A 20,798-nucleotide genomic window follows, 5' to 3' on the forward strand; every position below is an offset into this window, starting at 1 on the left:
CCGGCACACCCATGACCGCGGAACCACCGGGAACGGCGGACACCCCACCCGCGACACCGAAGCCCCCGAGGCCCCGGCTGCCGCTCTGGGCGGCCGTGCTCACCGTGTTCCCGCTGGCCCTGCTCGCCGCGTCCTTCTGGATCGGCCGGCTGGTGCGGCCGGGCGGCGACGACTGGTGCTTCCTGCCCGTCCTGCGCGACGACGGCGTCTCCGGCATGATCGGGAAGTTCTACCTGCACGACAACGGACGCGTCGCCAACGCCCTGATGGTCGCGCTGTACGGGGCCGGCGGCGTGCCGGGCCACCAGTGGTACGCCACCCTCAGCGGACTGCTGATCCTCGCCGTGCTGTGGGCACTGGTCCCGGCCGCCCTGCACAGCGCCGGACGGACCGCGCCGCGCGGAGTGCCGCTGCTCGTCGCGTCGATGACGGCGGCGGTGTTCTTCTTCGCCACCCCCAACACGTACAAGACGTTCTACTGGCCCGCCTCCTCCGTCTCGCACACCGTGGCCCCGGCCCTGGCCGCCGCGGCGGTGATCCCGCTGCTGCGGGCCCGGTCGCGCCGGGGGCGGATCCTCGCGCTGTGCGTCGCCGCCGTGGCCGGGCTGTTCATCGGGACCCTCTCGGAAGGAACGTCGATCGTCGCGGGCGTCCTGCTCTGCACCGCGCTGCTGCTCAGCCTCCGGTCGCGGCCAGGACCCGGCCGCCACCGCACCCGGCTCTGGTGCGGCGTCGCGCTGGCCGCCCTGGTGGCGGGGCTGGTCATCATCTACACCTCGCCCGGCTCCCGGCACCGCCGCGACCGGTTCGGCACCGGCGCCACGTCCGTCGTCGACACCGGATCGCTGGCCGACGCGCTGCGGACCTACGGCGACATCCTGGGGACCGTCCTCACCACCTGGACCTACCTCGGCGCGCTCGCCGTCGGCGTCCTGCTGGGCCTGCTGCTGCGCGGGAGCGACGGGGCGGCCGACGGGCCCCTGCGCGCCCGGCCGCTGCTCCCGGCCCTGGCGGCGGTGGCGGCGTTCCTGGTGTCCGGGTACCTCTGCACGCTCGTCACCCTCCCGGCCTTCGAGCACAACATGCTGACGTACGGCACCCGCACCTGGAACGACTACCTCTTCCTGTTCGTGCTGCTCCTCGCCGGACTCGGCGCCCTGCTCGGCACCGCCCTGCGCACCCGCGCGCGGGCCGCCGTCCCCCTCGTCACGGGGGCGGCGGCGCTGCTCTGCGCGGCGGTCTGCGTGGGGCTGTTCGTGCCGCTGACGGGCCTGGCCCACGACATGGACGTACGGGCCCGGCACTGGGACCGCCAGGACCGGTGGCTGCGCCAGGAGGCGGCCAGGGGCGCGGAGGTCCTGCCGTACGCACCGGCCTCCGTGGGGCAGATGCGCGACCCCTTCGGGAACCACGGGCGGAGCGTCTGGCCGGCCGACTGCACGGCGCGGTACTACCACCTGAAGCGGATCACCTACTCGACCCAACCGGTCCCCGGGCCGCCGCACTGACCCGCGTCGCGGGCTGGACAGCCACTCGGCACGGCACACTGCGCACACCTGACGGCACAATGGGTTCATGCCGATACCCAGCCGCGCCGCCCTCGTCGAACAACTCGTCCGTACGCGTATAGCCGGAGACGTCGCCACTCCGCGCGACAACAACCTCTCCCACTACCGGAAGCTGGCCAACGGCGACCGCCACTTCTGGCTGGGCCTGGAGCTGGGCGACCGGTGGCGCGACGAGCAGGACGTGCTGGCCGTGATGGCCGAGCGGTGCGGGGTCAGCGACGACCCGGAGCACCGCTTCGGCCAGGACACCATCGACCCCGAGCTCACCGTCGACGCCCTGGACCGGGCGGCGGCCCGGCTGCGGAAGGCGGCCGACGGCTCCGAGCGGGTGCTGTTCGCCACCGGTCACCCGGGCGGGCTGCTGGACGTCCACCGGCAGACGGCGGCCGCCCTGCGGGCCGCGGGCTGCGAGATCGTCCGGATCCCGTCCGGGCTGATGGCGGACGAGGGCATGGTCTTCCAGTTCGCCGACGTCGCCGTCCAGGAGCGCGGCGCGACGCTCTGGCACACCCACTCCCCGGCCCCGATGGCGGCGATCCTGGACGGTCTGGAGCGTGAGGGGCGCCCCATGCCCGACCTGGTCGTCGCCGACCACGGCTGGGCCGGATGCGCGGCACAGCGCGGGCTCGACGCCATCGGCTACGCGGACTGCAACGATCCGGCGCTGTTCCTGGGGGAGGCGGAGGGCACCCTCCAGGTGGCCGTCCCGCTGGACGACCACGTGCTGGACCCGCGGTTCTACGACCCGATGACGGAGTACCTGCTGGACGCGGCCGGGCTGCTCTGACGGCCCTTCGGCGGCCTCACGCGCTCAGGAGTGCTCGGAGTCGTAGGCCGCCTGGTTCCGTTCGATGCCGGGGTTGTGGTCGACGGCCCACTCGGCCAGCTTCACTGCGGGCTCGATCAGGGTGCGCCCCGTGGCGGTGAGCTCGTACTCGACGCGCGGCGGCACCTCGGGGAACGCCGTGCGGGTCACCAGACCGTCGCGCTCCAGGTGCCGGACGGTACGGGTGAGCATGCGCTGGGAGATCCCCGGGATGCGCTGCTGGAGCTCGGTGAACCGCATCCGCTCACCGTCCAGGGTGGCCACCACCAGCAGGGTCCACTTGTCACCGATGCGGTCCAGGATGCCCCGGATCGCCCGGCCGCCGTCGCCGCGGATGAGGCAGCTGTCGCGGTACTTCGACATCGGCGGCTCCTGTTCGCTGCGGGACAGCCCTCAGGCACACCGGTGTGCCTTTTGTAAGCGTCTCCATAGTCACCGACCATGTGGTTACGGACAAGTCGTAACCATTGACGGAGGGGATGGGCATGGAGATCGCGTACTGGATCGTCGCCGGGCTGCTGGGAGTCTTCTACCTGTACGCGGGCGGCAAGAAGGCCGTGCAGTCGAAGGAGCGGCTGGCGCCGATGATGGGCTGGGTGGACACGGTCCCGATGGGGCTGGTCCGGGCCATCGGCGCCGTCGAGATCCTGGGTGCCGCGGGCCTCGTACTGCCGCCCCTCACCGGGGTCGCGCCCGGTCTGGCGATGGCGGCCGCGCTCGGCCTCCTGGTGCTCCAGGTGCTGGCGACCGCCCTGCACCTGTCACGGAGCGAGGTGAAGGAGACCGGCCTCAACGTCGCTCTCATCGTCCTCGCGGCGGTGGCGGCCTGGCTCGCCACGACGTGGTGACGGGGACAGAACTCAGTCCTCCTCCTGGCGGTCGGTGAACAGCCCTCCGCCGTCCCCGTTGCCCTCCCCGTCGCCGGGCCCGACCACCGGATTCCCCCCGGCGGCCCGGGCCCGGCGGCGCTGTGCCACCCCCGGCGTCGGGTCCAGGTAGACGCGCCGGATCGACGGATACCGCTCCCGCAACTGCTGCTCGGCCTCCTCGCAGGCCCACTCCACCTGCTCGGCACTGGCGATGTCCCGGAAGTCGACCTTCGCGGCGACCATGATCTCGGTCGGCCCCTGGATGAGGGTGGTCAGCTCCAGGACCTCGATGATGTGCGGCACCGAGAGCAGTTCCTCCCGAATCCCGGTCCGCATCGACTGCGGGACCGGACGGCCGATCAGCAGCTGGGCGTTCGAGCGGCCGAGCACCCAGGCCACGTACACGAGAAGGACACCGATCAGGATCGACGCGACCCCGTCCCACACACCCGAGCCGGAGAGCTGGCCGCCGAGCAGTCCGCCCGCGGCCAGCAGCAGTCCGATCAGGGCCGCCGAGTCCTCCATCACCACGGCCTTGACCGCGGTGTCGGGCGTGCGGCGGAAGTAGTGGGAGGGGTCCGTGCCGATCCGGGCCGCTTCGCCGCGGACCTGGCGCAGCCCGGTGCGCAGGGAGTAGCCCTCCAGCAGGAAGGCGATGCCGAGCACGATGTAGGAGACCAGTGGATCGCCGAGGTCCTCGCCCGCCATCAGGGTGTGCACGCCGTCGTACAGCGAGAAGACCGCGCCGCCGACGAACGTGGCGACGGAGGCGAGCATCGCCCAGATGTAGCGCTCGGGGCCGTAGCCCAGCGGGTGGTCCTCATCGGCCGGCTTCTCGCTGCGTTTGAGCGAGGTGAGCAGCAGTACCTCGGTGACGGTGTCGGCGACCGAGTGCGCCGCCTCCGAGAGCATCGCGCTCGATCCGCTGATCAGCCCCGCGACGGCCTTCGCCACGGCGACGCCGAGGTTGGCCGCCGCGGCGACGACAACCGTGAACGTGGACTCCCCACCCGATGATTTCTCGTCACTCATGGTGGGGAGTATGTCCTCAGCCGGGCCGGGCATGTCCCACGCACGGCCACGGGTTCCGATCAGTCCTTCCGGGGGACCCGGATGACGCCCTCCTGGATGACGGTGATCGCGAGGCGGCCGTCCTGCGTGTAGATACGGGCCTGGCCCAGCCCGCGCCCGCCGGACGCGGACGGCGACTCCTGGTCGTACAGCAGCCATTCGTCGGCCCGGAACGGCCGGTGGAACCACATCGCGTGGTCCAGGCTCGCGCCCACCACGTCACCGACCGCCCAGCCGCCGCGCCCGTGGGCGAGCAGCACCGAGTCGAGCAGCGTCATGTCGGAGACGTACGTCGCCATGCAGACGTGCAGCAGCGGATCGTCGGCCAGCTTGCCGTTGGTACGGAACCACACCTGCGAGCGGGGCTCGCGCGACTCCCCGACGGTGCCGAACGGCGGGGCGTCCACGTACCGCAGGTCGACCGCCGCCCGCGCCTCGATGAGCCGGTCCACGACACCGGGGTCGCTGAACCGGTCCGCGTAGCGCGGCAGCATCTCGGCGGCCGTGGGCAGCGTCTCCGGCTCCGGCGCGGCCGGCATGGGCGCCTGGTGCTCCAGGCCCGCTTCGTACGTCTGGAAGGACGCGGAGAGGTGGAAGATCGGCTGCCCGTGCTGGACGGCGACGACCCGCCGGGTGGTGAAGGAGCGCCCGTCCCGGATGCGGTCGACGCTGTAGACGATCGGCGCGCCGGGGTCGCCCGCCCGCAGGAAGTACGAGTGCAGCGAGTGGGCGCTCCGGTCCGCGGGGACGGTGCGGCCCGCGGCGACCAGCGCCTGGGCCGCGACCTGTCCGCCGAAGACGCGGGGCACGAGCGCCGAACGGCTCGTGCCCCGGAAGATGTCCCGCTCGATCTGCTCCAGGTCCAGCAGCTGGAGGAGGTCGTGCAGGGGATCGTGTGCGGTGCTCATGGAGAGAACGTAGCCGCTCTACAGGCCCATGGACTTGGCGATGATCGACTTCATGACCTCGCTGGTGCCGCCGTAGATCCGGTTGACCCGGTTGTCCGCGTACAGGCGGGCGATCGGGTACTCGTTCATGAAGCCGTAGCCGCCGTGCAGCTGGAGGCAGCGGTCGATCACGCGGTGCGCGACCTCGGTGCAGAACAGCTTCGCGGAGGCGGCCTCGGCGGCGGTCAGCTCACCGGCGTCCAGCGCCTCCAGCGCCCGGTCGGCGACGGCCTGGGCCGCGTCCACCTCGGCCTGGCAGGCGGCCAGCTCGAACTTGGTGTTCTGGAACGAGGCGACGGTCTTGCCGAAGACGGTGCGGTCGAGCACGTACTCCTTGGCGAACCGGACAGCCGCCGCGGCCTGCGCGTACGCGCCGAAGGCGATGCCCCAGCGCTCGGAGGCCAGGTTGGTGCCGAGGTAGCCGAAGCCCTTGTTCTCCTCGCCGAGGAGGTCCTCCGCCGGGACCTTGACGTCGACGAACGCCAGCTCCGCGGTGTCGGAGACCTTCAGGCCCAGCTTGTCGAGCTTGCGGCCGACCGAGTAGCCCTCGGACTTGGTGTCGACGGCGAACAGCGAGATCCCGAAGCGGCGGTCGTCCTCGCGCGGGGCGGAGGTGCGGGCGCAGACGATGACCCGGTCGGCGTGCACACCGCCGGTGATGAAGGTCTTGGCACCGTTGAGGACGTAGTGCGTGCCGTCCTCGGAGAGCTTGGCGGTGGTCTTCATGCCCGCGACGTCGGAACCGGTGCCCGGCTCGGTCATCGCGAGGGCCCACATCTCCTCGCCGGTGGTGAACTTCGGCAGCCAGCGCTTCTTCTGCTCGCCGGTGGCGAGCATCTTGATGTAGGGCAGGCCGAGCAGCGTGTGCACCCCGGAGCCGCCGAAGGACACGCCCGCGCGGGCGGTCTCCTCGTAGATGACGGCCTCGTACTTGTGCGAGTCGATGCCCGCGCCGTCGTACTCCTCGTCCACGTTGATCCCGAAGACGCCCAGCTCGCCGAGCTTGAGGTAGAAGTCGCGCGGCGCCTGGCCGGCCGCGAACCACTCGTCGTACACCGGCACGACCTCGGCCGCGATGAAGGCGCGGATGGTCTCCCGGAACGCCTCGTGGTCCTCGTTGAATACCGTACGGCGCACGGGGTGCCTCCCTGGTCGGCTTCGCTCGGCTCGGCTAAGCGCTTGCTCAGCCCTGGTTAGAAGTTACCCGGCGGTCACCGGCACTGTCCAGGGTGATGCTGAGCACGCCACTGAGCACGCCACTGAGCACGCCGACGCCGGCGGGGAACGCGCCGGCGCTGTCCGTCAGGGCCCGCCTCGGATGCCGAGCCGGGCGGCGATCCCGTCCAGCACGCAGTCCAGGCCCCTCTCGAACGCCCAGGTGGCGTCGTCCTTGCGGGTCGCCCGCAGTCCGTAGCGCCGGTAGGTGGGATAGCGCCCGGTGCCCATCAGGTACGTCATCTGCGGCGCGAGACCCATTCGCGTCTCGTCGCCGGACGACCAGCCCGCGGACTCCGTCCACTCCCGCAGGGCCACCTCCGACTGGCTGGCGCCATGGGCGAAGGCGCTCACGGTCCGGAAGGCGACCATCATCGAGTCCTCGTCGAGGCCGAGCCCGTCGAGCGCCGACAGCTGCCGTTCCGCGATGGCCAGCCGGCCGGGGGTGAGGACGAAGAGATGGGTCGGCAGCTGCCCGACCCACGGGTGCCGCAGCATCATGTCCCGGGTCAGCAGACCGAAGGTGCGCAGCACCTCGCGCCATTCGGTCACCGCGTCCGGGATCCGCATCTCCGCGGTCACCCGCTCGGCCATCAGTGCCCACAGGTCGTCCTTGCCGGAGACGTGGCGGTAGGCGGCCATGGGGGCGACGCCCAGTTCTGCGGCGAGCCTGCGCATGGTGACGGCGGCGAAGCCCTCCGCGTCCGCGATCTCCACGGCGACCGCCCCGATCCGCTCCAGGGTCAGCGAGGCCCGTGGCGCGGCCCCCGACTGCTCCAGCCGCTGCCAGAGGGACGTGTCCGGCCCGGCGGCGCCCTTGTTGCTGTCCTTCTTCTGGCCGGCCACGGACGGGCTCCTCTCGACGGGGTCGTCAGCGTACAACGTATCCATCGGTAGACAACGTACACATCGCTGGATACGTTGTACGCACAGAAATACGTCGTACGCAGACGGATACGTTGTACACATTCGCCGCTTCCAGGGGGAACCATGCCCAGCACCCACCCGCAGCTCCGCGTCGCCGTCGTCGTCGGCAGCACCCGCGAGGGCCGATTCGCACCCGTCGTCACCCAGTGGCTGAAGGGACACCTGTCCGGGCGCGGCGACATGACGGCGGATGTCGTCGACCTCACCGAGACCCCGCTGCCCACCGTCATGCCCGCGTTCGGACAGCCCCCGGCGCCGGGTACGGAAGAGGCCCTGGCCCTGGTGTCACCGCGCCTCGCGGCGGCCGACGCGTTCGTCTTCGTCACCCCGGAGTACAACCACAGCTTTCCCGCGTCGCTGAAGAACGCCATCGACTGGCACAACGAGCAGTGGCACGCCAAGCCGGTCGCCTTCGTCTCGTACGGCGGCCTCTCCGGCGGCCTGCGCGCCGTCGAACAGCTCCGCGTCGTCATGGCCGAGCTGAACGCCACGACCATCCGCAACACCGTCAGCTTCCACAACGCCTACGGAAGTTTCGGTGAGGACGGTGCCGTCGACGACTCCGCGGTCGACGCGGCGGCCAAGGCCCTGCTCGACCAGCTGGCCTGGTGGGGGCACGCCCTGCGGGACGCCAGGTCCACCCGTCCGTACACGGCCTGACCCGACCTGACCTCACATCGCCCGGGGGTACCCATGAGCGAGCGTACGAACGACACGGACACCGCACAGACGCCGGACACCGGCCGACCACCCGGCGGCGACGGGAGCGGCCCGTCGAAGCCGGTCCTGTTCGGGCTCCTCCTCGGGCTGATGCTCGGTCTGCTCGACGGCACGATCGTGGGCACCGCCCTGCCCACGATCGTCGGTGACCTGGGCGGTCTCGACCACTTGTCCTGGGTGGTGACGGCCTATCTGCTCACCGCCTCCGTCTCCACCCCCATCTGGGGCAAACTCGGTGACCTCTACGGCCGCAAGGGCAGCTTCATCAGCTCGATCACGGTCTTCCTCGCGGGCTCGGTGCTCTCCGGGCTCGCCCAGGACATGGGCCAGCTCATCGCGTTCCGCGCCGTCCAGGGACTCGGCGCGGGCGGCCTCATGGTCGGCGCCATCTCCATCATCGGCGTGATGTTGCCGCCCTCCCGGGCCGGCCGCTCGCAGGCGATGATCGGCGCCATGATGCCCGTCGCCCTGGTGGGCGGCCCGCTGCTCGGCGGCTTCCTCACCGACCAGCTGAACTGGCGCTGGGTCTTCTACGTCAACGTCCCCCTCGGCGCGGTCGCCCTGCTCGTCATCGGCCTCCGCCTGCGCCTGCACACCGAGCGGGTCAGGGCCCGGATCGACTACGCGGGGGCCGGACTGCTCTGCGCCGCCATCCTGGCCCTCACCCTGGTCGGCAGCTGGGGCGGTACGCGGTACGCCTGGCCGTCACCGCAGATCATCGGCCTCGGAACGGCCGGCGCCCTCGCCCTTGCCTGGTTCGTCCGGATCGAGCGGCGCGCCGCGGAACCGGTCATCCCGCCCCGGCTGTTCGCCGACCGCAACTTCACGCTCGCCCAGGTCCTCACGTTCCTGGCGGGCGCCGCCATGGTGGGGGCGTCCACCTACCTGCCGCAGTACATGCAGTTCGTCCGCGGCGCGTCCGCGACGGCCAGCGGCATGCTGCTGCTCCCCCTGATGGCGGGGATGTTCGGCGCGCAACTCCTGGTCGGGCGGCTCCTCGCGAGCGGCGGCCGCTACCGCCCGTACCCCATCGCCGGCGGCGCGCTGACGGCCATGGGCGCGCTCGTCCTGCTGACGACGGACACCGGCACCCCCACGGCGCTGACCTCCGCGCTGACCCTCGTGCTGGGCATCGGCCTGGGCCTGCTGATGCAGAGCACCCTGCTCGTCACCATCAACAGCGCCACACCGCGCGACATGGGCGCCGCCACGGGAACCGCCACCCTCGTCCGCACGATCGGCGGCTCCCTGGGCATCGCGGTGCTCGGCGCCGTCTACACGAGCCGCCTCCACGCGGACGCCGCCCCCGGGGGCGGCACGTCCTGGACGCCCGCGGCGGTAGGCGGGATGCCGGACGAGATCCGGAACGCGGTACGGACAGCGGTCACCGAAGGTCTGCACGGGGTGCTCCTGGGCACCGCCCTGCTGGGGGCCGTGATCTTCCTGGCGGCCTGGCTGATGCGGGAGGTTCCGCTGCGGAAGGAGTGACCGGGGGAGTGGAGGTGTTGGTGTCGGGCGGTCAGTGTTCCCGCTTTCACGGCCGCGATGGACGGACCAGCAAGGGGGGAAGGAGTGGGTGGAGTCCTGGGTCGTCCATCGGGGACGTGCCACTGGGCGGGTCGGTAGGTAGCCACTGGTGGTGCTCACGTGTCGATTTCGCCGGACCAGCCGAACTGCGGCAGTTCTTTCGGCCTGCCCGCAGTTGTAAAGCTGGAATAGCTCAAGTGGTGGGTAAAGGTTCTTTAGTAGCGTTTCCTTGCCGGCGATCCGGGCAGTCTCGGGATTGGCGTGCCTGATCGCGGTGACCAGGTTGCTCCACATGTTCCTTGAGTAGCAGGTAAGACGACGGGCTGCCCCCGTTGTCTTTTTCTATGCGGGAGGGAGTGGTTGAGTGATGGCGTCCTGGAACAGGTATGAGTACATGTCCAAGAGGTATTGCTGGAGGGAGTCATAATCTGGGAACTCGATATTCGTCAAGCGCTCGTACTCTGCTGTCCCGAAATTTTTATCCCGAATAATCTCGGTGAAACCCTCGCGGATCATTTGGACGTATGAGTCGTTGAAGCTCATCAAGGTCGGGCGCAAGTAGCCAGTGTTGTCGTACGCCTGTTCTTCGTTGAGATAGATTCTCAGGAAGCCCGAAAATTCTTTGTCCATTTAAATCCTCCTAGGGATGTCGGCCGGGCGCAGGGTTGGCGAACATGGTGTGAAGCGTATATTTTCCGTCGTGGAACTTGTATACAGGAACGATCGTGCCGTCGGTGAAGTCGACCTGCTTGAACGTGCTGGGGTTGGCGGGGTCGCGGTAGTAGCCGCTCAGCCGCTCCTCTGCACCGGTGCCAAGTACCTGGTCGATGGGGGTTTCTGGAGGAGCTTGACCGGTTCGCGCGATCTCGTCGCGGAAGTACATATCCGCGCGCACCATATCCTGAGCATCATCGAACCTTGTGGCGAACGGTCCGACCCGATGGACACCGCCGTGTACTCCGTCGACAGTGGTTCCAGTCAAGGGGTCAACGTTGTTCTCAGACTTGAGAAGTCCGGGGTTGCTTGAATTCGGACCATAGATCTTGGGTGTTCCATCGGATTCGGTGAGTACAGTGCCCAGCCGTTTCCGCAGGGCATCGTCGTCCGGGTAGAGGTGACGTCCCGGTGCGTGTCCCTCACCGCCTTGTCGGTCGTCCAGATCCCTGATCCGGCTAGTTACGGTCTGAGGATCCAATGGCGGGTTCGCTGGGGAACTGCCGTTCGCAGAGCCGGAGCTGCCGCTGGACCCCTCTGTGTTCGAGTGGCCACTGCCGGATTCTGTAGCACCGTCGGCCGATCCGGATGCTGTGTGGCCGCCATCCGAGGTGGGGTGGCCACCCCCGCCGCTGTGGCCGTCCACGGTTGTGGGGTCACCATTGTTGTTGTGGGGCATTTGGTCGGCCGCTCCGCCCGGCAGGCTGTTCGCCATACCGCCCGACGGCGTCCTGCCGGTGCTGGTGGCGTCGTCGCCGGCCCGCCCCACGTCCCCCAGGTCGTCGCCCATTCGGAGCGCCCCGTCCGAGGAGTTGGCGACGGTGTGGGCGCCGACCAGGGCCGGCTGCCGCAGCGGGGTCTCCGCGCCAGTGGTCACGTCCTCCCGCTTCGCGGCGCTGTGGTGTTGCTTGAGGGTGCCGTCTTCCTTGAGGACGTTGCCCGGGCGGTCCAGGTAGACGGTGTTGCCGTGTTCGTCCGTGCCCTTGAGTACGTTCTCGGGCAGGGCTGTCGTGCCTTCGGGCAGTTTGAGGGTGCCTTCGGGGATGCGGAGGGAGCCTGCGGGGGGTGCCGTGCCCTTGGGGAGGTGGACCACGCCGTCGCCCAGGTTGGTCGCGCCCGGGGGGATTTCCGCGCCGTCCGGGAGTTTGAACGAGTTGCCCGGGACCGCGAACGCGCCCTCTGGGGCTGCTGAGCCCTCCGGGAGGTGAAGCGTCCCGTCGGCGAGTTTGAAGCCGCCTTCCGGGAGGGTGACGACGCCTTCCGGAAGGGGAGGGATCTCTGTGGTGCTCAGGCCCCTGAAGCCCGCCATGACGTCACCGATCTTCGTCAGGCCCATGCCCGCGCCCTTGAAGACGTACGTCATCGGGTCGACGAACCGGCCCACCTTGCCCGCTGTGGACACCGCCTTCGCGGCGAGGGCGGCCTTTCCGGCGCCGGAGGCCGCGCCGCCCGTGCCGCCGGTGAAGACGGTCGTGATGACGTTGAACGTGACCGCGCCCGCGGCGCGGGACGGGTTCTCGCCCCATTGGTCCCAGGCCACCAGCGCCTTGCCGGTCTCCTTCATCGCCTTGCGGGAGTCACGCAGGTACGAAGGGAGCTTGTCGTCCGGCAGAGTCCAGAACAGGCCGGCCAGCGGTGTGGCGGTGATCACCAGGCCGGTGGCGAGCTTGCCCAGGCCCGACCAGGCCTGCTTGGCGGAGTCCCAGCCGTCCGTTCCGACCAGGGTGCCCAGGCCCTTGATCGTGCCCCAGACGCCGTCGACGAAGAAGCCCTTGATGAAGTCCCAGGCGTGTTCGTGGACGTACCACCAGGGCTTGGACTCCTCGACCGGGTCGCCCCAGGGCAGCCCTTCGGCGTGTTTGAGGGTCTCGGCGTCGTAGCCGTACGTCCCCTTCTTGCCGGAGCCGTCGTCGATCTTCAGTGCGGGGCCGCCGACCAGGGCGACGATCTTGTCGTGGCAGGCCCGCTCCACGGCCTGGAACGCCGTCCAGGTCTCGGCGATCTCGTCGCGGCGGTGGTTGTTCTCGTCGACCAGGTCGCCGTCCTCGCGCCACTTGTCGTCGTCCCTGATCTGGACGACGAAGGCGTCGGCTTCGCGCCTGAGTTCCTTCAGCTTCTCGACCAGAGGGTAGGCCTCGTCCGAGTACGTGCTGAGCGCGCCGGTGATCGTGGTCAGGTCCGACTTCAGGGAGGTCCCCCGGTCCGAGACCGGCTTCGTCGTGGCGAACAGCTGGTCGGCCTCGGGTGCCTTGTAGAACGCCTGGAGGCCGCCGAAGCTGCTGTGTACGTCACCGGCGGCCGTGGCGATCGACGTTCCGCTCTTGGCCAGCGCGGTCACGCTGGTGTCCAGCAGGCCGAGGTTGCCGGTGAAGACCGGGATGCCTGACGGGGTGACCGCCTCGTTCCCGCTCACTTGGCGGCCCCCATGTCCTTCAGCAGGTCCAGCCGGACGGACTTCGCGGCGTCCTGGGCCTGCTTCGCGGTGTCCAGGTCGCCCTCCACGTACTCGTTCGTCGCTGTCCCGGCACCCAGCACGGCCGCCTGGATGCGCTCCGCCATCGACTTCAACTGCGGCTTCCGCGCCGTCATGTATGTGCCCAGCGCCGCTGCCACCGGCCCCAGCGTGGGATGCGACAACGGCTCCGCCCCCACTGCCACCGGCCCGGCCACCGGCAGCGACGCCGCCGTGCCCGGTACCGCCGTACCCGCGTGCGTCGCCGCCTCCGACATCGCGGTGACCATGGCGTTCAGCGCCTTCTCCAGGTCACCCGCGTGTGCGCCGACCTGCTTCAGCTGCCCCTGTACACCCTGCGGCTCGATGTCCCACGCCGTCACAGAAAATCCCCCGCCCCCGTACCGAACCGAATGACACGGCGAACCGCTCAGCCGATGTTGTCGACCGCTGCCTTCGCGCGCGCCAGCGTCTGCTGCGCCGTACCGTCGTTCTTCTCCAGCGTCGAACGCAGCAGCTGGATGATGTTCCTGACCTCCTGCGACGTCGCGTTCCACCGCAGTTCCTTGCCGTGGTACTCATCAGCCACGCCGTCGGCCGCGAAGTCGCTCATCGCCGTCTTCACCTGGGTGTCCCGGGCCGTGATCACCAATTCCAGCTGAGCGATCACCGCTTGGATGTTGCCCTGGGCCTCGGTGGAGGCGCCCGTGTCGTACGAACGCCGGTCGGTGTTTCCCGCGTGTCCCGCCATCATTCCTCACTCCCCGTCAGATAACGCGAACCCGGTTCAGCGGCCGCCGAAGCGTGCCGCGTCGAAGTTGGCCGACGACATCTGCGTCTTCGCGTTGTCGCCCTGCTCCTGGTCACCCGAGGCGAACGCCGCGTCCATCCCCGACTGGCCGCCGAGGATCCCGGACAGCGACGCGTTCAACGCCGCGGTGATCTCGTCGGAGCGATTCTTGAAGTCGTCGAACGCGACCTTGCCCGCCCCGTTGAACTTGCCCTCCAGTGGCTCAGCCGCCGCGATCAACTGCCGGATCAGCGTGCCCAGGTCCGTACTGGAGCCCTGTGACTGCGACATCAGCGTCGAAAGGACCGACGCCCCCATGTCGAACTTCATCAGCTTCCCCCACCCACTCGAACGCGTGATTTCATGCTCGGGTCCATGTCTATCAACCCGTCGATAGCTACTGCAATCTGCAATCGGACAGACCTGGGCCACATCAGGCCCACTGTGCCGACCAGGCCCGCTACGTCCCCTTGAGGTGGCGCATCAGGCGCTCGAAGTCCAGCCAGCCCGACAGGTCCGAAGGGTCGCCCGGCAGCGGGTAGTACAGGGCGGGGCGGGTTTTCGGGCCGAGCGGGACGGGCGCGTCCGGCAGCGGCGTGCGGTGGGCCCGGTCGCCGGGAATCGTGCGCACCTCCTCCGCACCGAGCACGAAAGCCAGCGGAACGCCCGGTCCCTCGAAGCGCGCGGGCACCGCCATGTCGCGTCGCGCTTTGCGAAGCTGTACGAGCATCGACTGGAGGTGGTGCCGGGTGGCGAGTTCCTCCGCGAGGGCGGGCAGAGCCTCCACGGGGCATTCCTCGCCGCTTCCGTAGCCGAACGCCACCGTGACGTGCTCCTCGACGCCCGCCTCGGTGCGCGCGACGCGTACGGTGGCCAGGCCCGGCCGCTCCGGGCCGCCGCCGACCGCCACGAGCCACGTCGGCTCCGGCGCCCTGCGGTGGGCCAGGTCGGTCAACTGGCGCGGTGACCACGGAAGGTTCGCCGGCTCCGAGGTACCCCAGCCCGCCGGGGGCCTCCCGGTCAGCGCCCGCCACACCGCCTCCAGGCCGCCGCCGAGCACCAGCCGGTCGTCCGCCGGGTGGACCATGCGGAAGGTCAGGGCGAGCTGGCGTTCACCCGTGTCCGTGACCTCCTGGTAGGAGGCCGCCACGGGAGCGTCCTCGGCCGCGTCCGGAGAGGCGACGGGCGCGAACACGCCGTCCTGCCACCGCAGTACGGCCCCCGACAGGCCGTCGTAGTACCCGTCCCGCTCGTCCTGGACGATCCAGCGCGACGGCCATCCGCCGAGGCTGTCGCGTACGGCGGGGGAGAGCGTGGTGCCCGCCGGGCTGACGATCTGGAGGCCGAGCCCCGCCTCGGCGGCCGCCCGGAAGGCGTCGGAGAGCCAGGCCGTCATCGCGACGACCGGGCGGTCCTGGATGACGACGGCGACCTTGTCGGTGAGCACGTCCACGGCGGGCTGCGCGGCGGCCGGCGCCGGGGCGACGCTCACCCCGTCGCCCGGCACCACGGTGAGTGAGCCGACGGCGTCCGGCGGCCAGGCGGAGCCGCCCACCAGCGCGGTGAGCCGGGCCGCGAACGTCCCCGCGAGCTGTTCCGCCTCCGCGATGCCCGTCGTGGCGCGGGCCTCGGTCCACCAGTAGGGGACCGGCGGCGCGCTCGCCCCGAGCAGCCGCTCCGCCTCACCCTCCACGGCGACCAGCAGCGGTGCCTCGACCGAGACGAGCGGGCGCCCCCGCACATCGCAGAGCTGCACCACAGCGCCCTCTCCGTGGGTGCCCGCCAGTTTGTCCGGGCCGCCGGAGAGCAGGCCCGCGAGCACGCTCCACGGATCGGGCATGCGGGTGGTGAGCGCGATGACGTCCTTCGTCATGGGGTCGTCCCGTCCTTCGTCGTCCGGCGGCCGCGGCCGATGTCCATCAGGTCGCTCGCCCCGGTGCGTACACCGTCTGGATCAGCCGGTTGGGCCGGCCCCGCTGGAGGAACACGCCACGTCCCGGTGCCTGCCGCGACGCGTACACCCCCGGGAAGAGCTGGCCCTCGCTCCGGTCGCCGGACATCACCAGGGCCGAGGCACCCGACTCCCGCAGGCTCTGCACCAGCGGCTCGTACACACCGCGCGAGGCGCCGGCCACGCGTCGCGTCAGCACGAAGTGGAGGCCGATGTCGACCGCCGACGGGATGTACGGGAGGAACCCGGCCAGCGGCGACTGGCCGGCGGTCGTCAGTACGTCGTAATCGTCCACCATGACCACGATGCGCGGACCCTTGCCCCAGTTCCCCGGCTCCAGGTCCTCCAGCCGGGCGGTCTCGTCGGGCAGCCGCTTCTCCAGTTCGGTAGTGATCGCGGCACAGAGCCCGGCGCACAGCTTGGAGTTGTAGGCGTAGCCGCCGTTGAACTCCTCCGGGACCACACCCCGCAGGGAGCGCCGCGGGTCCATCACGGCGAACACCAGATCGTCCTCGCCGTACCGGTCGACGAGACCGTCCGCGACCGCCCGCAGCAGGTTCGTCTTGCCGCACTCGGTGTCTCCCAGTACCAGCAGGTGCTGGTCGTGCCCGAACAGGTCGAGCAGGACGGGCGCCAGGGCCGACTGGTCCAGCCCGACGGGAACCCGGCGAGGCTCGGCGAGCGGGCCCGGCAGCAGCCGCGGCTCCAGGACATGGGGCAGTACCCGGACGGGCTGGGCGACCTCACCGTGCCAGGTGGCCCGCACCGTTCGGGCCGTGCGCTCCAGGACCGCGCCCAGATCCGCCGTGTCGGCCAGGCCGTCGGTACGCGGGAGGGCGACCTGGGCGAAGAGCTTGCCGTCGGTGAGGACGCGGCCCGGCTCGTCGGGGGAGAGGGTCGCGGCGAGCTTGCGGTCGATGCTCGACTCACCGGGATCGTTCAGACGCAACTCGACCCGGGTACCGAAGTTGGACTGGACGGCGATACGTACGTCGTTCCAGCGCAACATGCTCGCGACGACATGGATTCCGTAGCCGCCGCCGCGCTTGAGGATGTCCGCGATCGCGTCGTCGAGGTCGTCGAACTCGTCGCGCAGCGCGCCGAAACCGTCGATGACGAGCAGGATCTCGGCGGATGCCAGCAGCGGCAGCCGGCCCGCCGCGTGCAGGGTGCGCAGCTGTTCGACCGAGTCGATGCCGTGCTCCCGGAAGAGGTTCTCGCGCACGGCGAGCATGGCGCGGACCTCCTCGACGGTGCGGGCCGTCCGTTCCCGGTCCGCACGGCCCGCGACACCGCCCACGTGCGGCAGCTCCGAGAGTGCCTGGAGGCCGCCGCCTACCAGGTCGAGTCCGTAGACGCCGACCTCCTGCGGGGTGTGGGTCAGTGCGAGGGAGAGTACGAGGGTGCGCAGGAGCGTCGTCCTGCCGGACTGCGGGCCGCCGATGACGGCCGCGTGCCCGCCGGCCACGGTGAGGTCCAGGAGCCACTGCCCCTGCCACTGCCTGGCGGGGTCGTCCAGCAGGCCGAGCGGCACCAGGAGCGGACCCGTCCGACGGGCGCCGGGCCTGCCGCCGCCCGGCCGCGCTCCGGTCAGGCGCATCCCGCGCAGGCCGACGTCCAGCGGCCCGGCGACCGTGTCCAGGGCGACCGCGGCGGGCAGCGGGGGCAGCCAGATGCTGCGCACCCCTGGTGCGGCACCGGTCAACTGATCGACCATGATGCCGAGTTCGGTCGGACCGGTCTCACGTCGGCGGGATGCCGGCTCCTGGGACTCCTGGGTGCTGTCCGGTCCGGCCAGGGTGTTGAACGCCTCGTAGGCCAGCGCGAGGGGTCCGGTCTCCTCCTCGGCGGTGTGCCGGGCCGGGCCGTGGTAACCGCCCGAGACATATCCGGCCTTGAACCGGGTGTAGTGGCTGGTGTCGACCTTGAGATAGCCGAAGCCGGGCAGCGGCGGCAGGTGGAACGCGTCCGTGGTGTCCAGGACCGTGCGCGACTCGTCGGCGGAGAAGGTCCGCAGTCCGAGCCGGTAGGAGAGGTAGGTCTCCAGGCCCTTCAGCCGGCCGCCCTCGATCCGCTGGCTGGAGAGCAGGAGGTGGACGCCGATGGAGCGCCCGATCCGGCCGATGGAGAGGAACAGATCGATGAAGTCGGGCTTCGCTGTGAGCAGTTCACCGAACTCGTCGATCACGACGAAGAGATGCGGCAGCGGATCCAGGTCGGGCCGCTTCTGTGCGCGCAGCGCCGCGTAGTCCCCGATGTCGGCCACGTTGCCCGCGTCCTTCAGCGCCTGCTGGCGCCGCTTGACCTCACCGGCGAGCGAGGAGTGGACGCGTTCGACCAGACCGGCCTGGTTCTCCAGGTTGGTGATGACTCCCGCGACGTGCGGCAGTCCCGCGAAGGGCGCGAACGTGGCACCGCCCTTGTAGTCGACGAGGACGAGAGCGAGTTCCTCGGGGGGATGGGTGGCCGCCAGGCCGAGGACCAAGGTCCGCAGCAGCTCCGACTTGCCCGAACCGGTGGCGCCCACGCACAGCCCGTGCGGCCCCATGCCCAGTTCGGAGGATTCCTTGAGGTCCAGGAGCACCGGCTCGTGGGAGTCGCTGATGCCGATGGGAACGCGCAGGAAGGCCCGCTCCCCGCGCGGCGCCCAGAGCCGCGCCAGGTCGAGCCGGGCCACGTCGTCGATGCCGAGCATCGCGGCGAACTCGACAGGGCCGGAGAGCGGGGCGTCCACCAGGGACTCGGCGGACAGCCGCAGCGGTGCGAGCATCCGGGTGAGCCCCTCTGCGAAGGGAATGCCGACCTGGTCCACCGTGCCGTGAGCCAGGACGGGCTCCGGCTCCCGCAGGTCCTCGATGGTCACATCGGTGCCGTCGACGGTGATGCGTACGTTGACGTGTCCCGGTTCGTGCACCCGCTGTTCGAGCAGGTGCAGCACGCTCACACCCATCTCGCGCAGACCGACCGCGTCGTCGGGGCGGGGCAGGTCCACGGCGTCCTCGCCGTGCCCGTCGGTGATGACGAGCAGCCGGGAGTTCATGGAAAGCGCGTCCTGGCCGGCCAGACCACGCCGGACCTCGGCGGCGTACGAGGCCCGGCGGCGCAGCTCGGCACCGAGCCGGTGGGCCAGCTGGGGCGTGGAGGGCGCCATGCGGCGGGCGGCGACCGGTCCGTCGGACTGCTCGGAGTCGAGCAGGTGCGGAAGCCACTTGGCCCACTCCCAGTCCGCTATGCGCTCGCCCGGCGCCGCGACGGCGATGGCCACGTCGTCGGGTGCGTGCAGGGCCGCCGTCTGGACGACCAGGGCGCGGGCGACCCGCAGGCAGTCCTCGCGTGGGCCGATCACGCTGATGTTGCCGACCCGGTCGAGCGGGACGGTCAGCGGCAGCTCGGTGCCGTCGCGGAACCGGTTCACCAGGGCCGTGGCCTCGTTGAGCATGAAGAGGTCGGGCGGGGTCAGGACGGACGAGCCCGGCTCGGCGATCCGCAGGTCCCGCACGGGCATCTCGCCGGTGCCGACCCGTACCCGCAGGAAGTCGTCGTCGGCCCTGCGCCGCTCCCAGAGGCGGGCCGGGTCACGCACGATGTCGTACAGGGCGTACGGGGACGGGTTCAGCACATCGGCCCGCTCGCGCCGCGCGCGCTCCTCCGCCGACAACTCCTCCCGCAGGTCCTCCACATAGGCGAGGTAGGCCTCGCGCTGTGTGCGGCGGGTGCGCTGGGCCTTGCCGCGCTGCGAGAGGAGCAGGGCCACGGAGCCGATGACGGTGACCACGAGGATGATCGCGCCGAGTCCCGCGAACTGGCTGTTGCGGACGACCGTCATCATCACGACGGACGACATGACCCCGGCGACCGGCAGCAGTGACATCGCGATGTTCCCCGACTTCCCCTCGGGGAGGTTGGGCGGCGCCTCGATGGTGCGGGGCGCCGACGCGGCCGGCGGGCGGGTGGTCCGGGCGGGGCGGTGGATCAGTCGGGTACTCATCGGTTCCGTCCGGGGTTCACGGCCGGCTGGTGGCTCCTGGGCGGCATCGGGGTCACCGGCGCTTCTGGGAGAGCTGGAAGACCTCGGCCGCCAGCCGGGTGGCCGCCAGCCGGGTCGGCCGCGCGAGCAGCTCGGTGTTCAGCGGACCGCCCGCCGCCAGGTGCCGGTCGTAGGGCAGGACATGGACGCCCGCACCGGTGGAGCCGAGCCTCCCGGCGGCCTTGTCCAGGTCGATGCCCGGGCGCGCCGTCAGGCTGGAGAGTACGACCAGCGTCCCCTCGATCACCTGGCGGGGCAGTTGCTGCATCCACTGCAGCACGGCGTACGTACTCGCGACGCCGTCCAGCGTGGCGGGCGCGGCGAGCACCCGGGCCTGGGCGGCCGAGAGTGCGACCCGGGCGACCTCGGCGGGCAGCGTCTCGCAGTCGACGACCGTCACGCCGAAGTAGCGCCGCAGCGCCACCATGACCCGTTCGTACGTCGGGGTGTCCAGCATCGCCCCGATCCGGCCCTGGCTGCCGGGCAGCAGCCAGGCGTTGTCGGGGAGCTGGACGAGGTAGCCGGTGACGTCGAGCAGCGACATCTGCGGCTGCACGATGTCCGCCAGATCGGCCGTGGTCCAGCGCAGCGTCTCTGCGCCGAGCCGCAGCGGCAGCGAGCCCAGGGCCGGATCGGCCTCGACCAGCAGGACCGGATCCTGGCGGTAGTGCGCGTACGCCGTGCCGAGCAGCGCGGCGACGGTGGTCTTGCCCGCGCCGCCCCGGATGGAGGTGACGGCGATCTGCCGCCCCGTCGTCACCGGCTGCTGGAGCAGTTCGGCGGTACGGGTGAGCTCGGCGACCTCGCGTGACACCGAGGAGGACGCGATCCGGCGCAGCGCACGCGAGGCCCGGACGGTGACCGGCTCGCCATGCGGCGGCCGGCGTGCCGCGGCGGCCAGCGCCTCGTCCAGCACAGCCCGCGAGCCCGGCGTCCGCGAGCGCCCGGTGCCGGCCCGCGCCTGCTGCTGGACCGGGACGGGTGGCTGTGGCTGTGGCTCTGGTTGTGGTCGTGACTGGGCCGGGGTGGGCGCCGTTGTGGGCCGGACGCCGGGGCCCACGGCACTCTGCGCGGCGGGGTTCCCCAGATCGCGCAGCACATCGCCCTGCCAGTTGTCCGCGTTCGGCATGTCGGCCCTTCTTCTCCGGCTTCTCCGCTTCGCTGTCCCGCCCGGAGCGCCCGCACATGTGGAGT

Annotated in this window: 18 protein-coding genes; 5 read left to right on the forward strand and 13 right to left on the reverse strand. The window is 70.8% G+C overall.

Annotation, left to right across the window (positions count from 1 at the left end):
* The first annotated feature begins 11 nt into the window (after positions 1 to 11).
* Entirely contained in the window at positions 12 to 1,508 is a 1,497-nt protein-coding gene (locus ACFVQ0_RS26750; protein ID WP_390091741.1) for a DUF6056 family protein, read from the forward strand.
* Positions 1,509 to 1,575: 67 nt separating this feature from the next.
* A complete protein-coding gene (locus ACFVQ0_RS26755; protein ID WP_024489938.1) occupies positions 1,576 to 2,355 on the forward strand; it encodes a phosphatase in 780 nt (259 codons plus the stop codon).
* A gap of 24 nt (positions 2,356 to 2,379) precedes the next feature.
* Here ACFVQ0_RS26755 and ACFVQ0_RS26760 read toward each other — a convergent pair whose 3' ends face one another.
* The gene (locus tag ACFVQ0_RS26760; RefSeq protein ID WP_390091742.1) at positions 2,380 to 2,757 is read right to left on the reverse strand and encodes a winged helix-turn-helix transcriptional regulator; all 378 of its coding nucleotides are present in this window, start codon (positions 2,755 to 2,757) and stop codon (positions 2,380 to 2,382) included.
* A gap of 122 nt (positions 2,758 to 2,879) precedes the next feature.
* Here ACFVQ0_RS26760 and ACFVQ0_RS26765 point away from each other — a divergent pair, with 122 nt between their 5' ends.
* Positions 2,880 to 3,242, forward strand: coding sequence for a DoxX family protein (locus ACFVQ0_RS26765; protein WP_390091743.1), 363 nt, complete (start codon positions 2,880 to 2,882; stop codon positions 3,240 to 3,242).
* Positions 3,243 to 3,254: 12 nt separating this feature from the next.
* Here ACFVQ0_RS26765 and ACFVQ0_RS26770 read toward each other — a convergent pair whose 3' ends face one another.
* The 4 genes from ACFVQ0_RS26770 to ACFVQ0_RS26785 all read right to left on the reverse strand — a co-directional run bounded on the left by ACFVQ0_RS26770 (position 3,255) and on the right by ACFVQ0_RS26785 (position 7,387).
* Positions 3,255 to 4,295: a cation diffusion facilitator family transporter gene (locus ACFVQ0_RS26770; RefSeq protein ID WP_390091744.1), complete on the reverse strand. Its 1,041-nt coding sequence runs from the start codon at positions 4,293 to 4,295 to the stop codon at positions 3,255 to 3,257.
* Between the two features lie 59 nt (positions 4,296 to 4,354).
* Positions 4,355 to 5,242: an acyl-CoA thioesterase II gene (gene tesB, locus ACFVQ0_RS26775; protein ID WP_390091745.1), complete on the reverse strand. Its 888-nt coding sequence runs from the start codon at positions 5,240 to 5,242 to the stop codon at positions 4,355 to 4,357.
* A gap of 18 nt (positions 5,243 to 5,260) precedes the next feature.
* Positions 5,261 to 6,418: an acyl-CoA dehydrogenase family protein gene (locus tag ACFVQ0_RS26780; RefSeq protein WP_390091746.1), complete on the reverse strand. Its 1,158-nt coding sequence runs from the start codon at positions 6,416 to 6,418 to the stop codon at positions 5,261 to 5,263.
* 165 nt (positions 6,419 to 6,583) lie between these two features.
* Entirely contained in the window at positions 6,584 to 7,387 is an 804-nt protein-coding gene (locus ACFVQ0_RS26785; RefSeq protein ID WP_390091747.1) for a TetR/AcrR family transcriptional regulator, read from the reverse strand.
* A 99-nt stretch (positions 7,388 to 7,486) separates the two neighbouring features.
* Between ACFVQ0_RS26785 and ACFVQ0_RS26790 the strand changes: the two genes are divergently transcribed.
* Positions 7,487 to 8,083, forward strand: coding sequence for an NADPH-dependent FMN reductase (locus ACFVQ0_RS26790; protein WP_390091748.1), 597 nt, complete (start codon positions 7,487 to 7,489; stop codon positions 8,081 to 8,083).
* Positions 8,084 to 8,116: 33 nt separating this feature from the next.
* Positions 8,117 to 9,631, forward strand: coding sequence for a DHA2 family efflux MFS transporter permease subunit (locus ACFVQ0_RS26795; RefSeq protein WP_390091749.1), 1,515 nt, complete (start codon positions 8,117 to 8,119; stop codon positions 9,629 to 9,631).
* Positions 9,632 to 10,012: 381 nt separating this feature from the next.
* Here ACFVQ0_RS26795 and ACFVQ0_RS26800 read toward each other — a convergent pair whose 3' ends face one another.
* The 8 genes from ACFVQ0_RS26800 to ACFVQ0_RS26835 all read right to left on the reverse strand — a co-directional run bounded on the left by ACFVQ0_RS26800 (position 10,013) and on the right by ACFVQ0_RS26835 (position 20,733).
* On the reverse strand, positions 10,013 to 10,300 hold the full coding sequence (locus ACFVQ0_RS26800; protein WP_390091750.1) for a hypothetical protein: 288 nt from the start codon (positions 10,298 to 10,300) through the stop codon (positions 10,013 to 10,015).
* A gap of 10 nt (positions 10,301 to 10,310) precedes the next feature.
* Positions 10,311 to 12,797: a hypothetical protein gene (locus ACFVQ0_RS26805; protein ID WP_390091751.1), complete on the reverse strand. Its 2,487-nt coding sequence runs from the start codon at positions 12,795 to 12,797 to the stop codon at positions 10,311 to 10,313.
* The gene (locus ACFVQ0_RS26810; RefSeq protein ID WP_390091752.1) at positions 12,794 to 13,219 is read right to left on the reverse strand and encodes a DUF6507 family protein; all 426 of its coding nucleotides are present in this window, start codon (positions 13,217 to 13,219) and stop codon (positions 12,794 to 12,796) included. The genes ACFVQ0_RS26805 and ACFVQ0_RS26810 overlap by 4 nt, the downstream gene beginning before the upstream one ends.
* Before the next feature lie 47 nt (positions 13,220 to 13,266).
* Positions 13,267 to 13,587 carry a pore-forming ESAT-6 family protein gene (locus ACFVQ0_RS26815; protein WP_390091858.1) on the reverse strand — a complete coding sequence of 107 codons (321 nt, stop codon included), beginning with the start codon at positions 13,585 to 13,587 and terminating at the stop codon, positions 13,267 to 13,269.
* A 36-nt stretch (positions 13,588 to 13,623) separates the two neighbouring features.
* Positions 13,624 to 13,956, reverse strand: a complete 333-nt coding sequence (locus ACFVQ0_RS26820; protein ID WP_073739529.1) for a hypothetical protein — start codon at positions 13,954 to 13,956, stop codon at positions 13,624 to 13,626.
* A 130-nt stretch (positions 13,957 to 14,086) separates the two neighbouring features.
* Complete coding sequence (locus ACFVQ0_RS26825; RefSeq protein WP_390091753.1) at positions 14,087 to 15,499, reverse strand: DUF6177 family protein; 1,413 nt, start codon at positions 15,497 to 15,499, stop codon at positions 14,087 to 14,089.
* A gap of 46 nt (positions 15,500 to 15,545) precedes the next feature.
* Positions 15,546 to 19,565 (reverse strand): type VII secretion protein EccCa, encoded by a 4,020-nt coding sequence (gene eccCa, locus ACFVQ0_RS26830; RefSeq protein ID WP_390091754.1) that lies wholly within the window; start codon positions 19,563 to 19,565, stop codon positions 15,546 to 15,548.
* Positions 19,566 to 19,617: 52 nt separating this feature from the next.
* The gene (locus tag ACFVQ0_RS26835; RefSeq protein WP_390091755.1) at positions 19,618 to 20,733 is read right to left on the reverse strand and encodes a MinD/ParA family protein; all 1,116 of its coding nucleotides are present in this window, start codon (positions 20,731 to 20,733) and stop codon (positions 19,618 to 19,620) included.
* Positions 20,734 to 20,798 lie beyond the last annotated feature (65 nt).

It is taken from the genome of Streptomyces sp. NPDC057900 (assembly GCF_042887885.1).
Classification (GTDB): Bacteria; Actinomycetota; Actinomycetes; order Streptomycetales; family Streptomycetaceae; genus Streptomyces.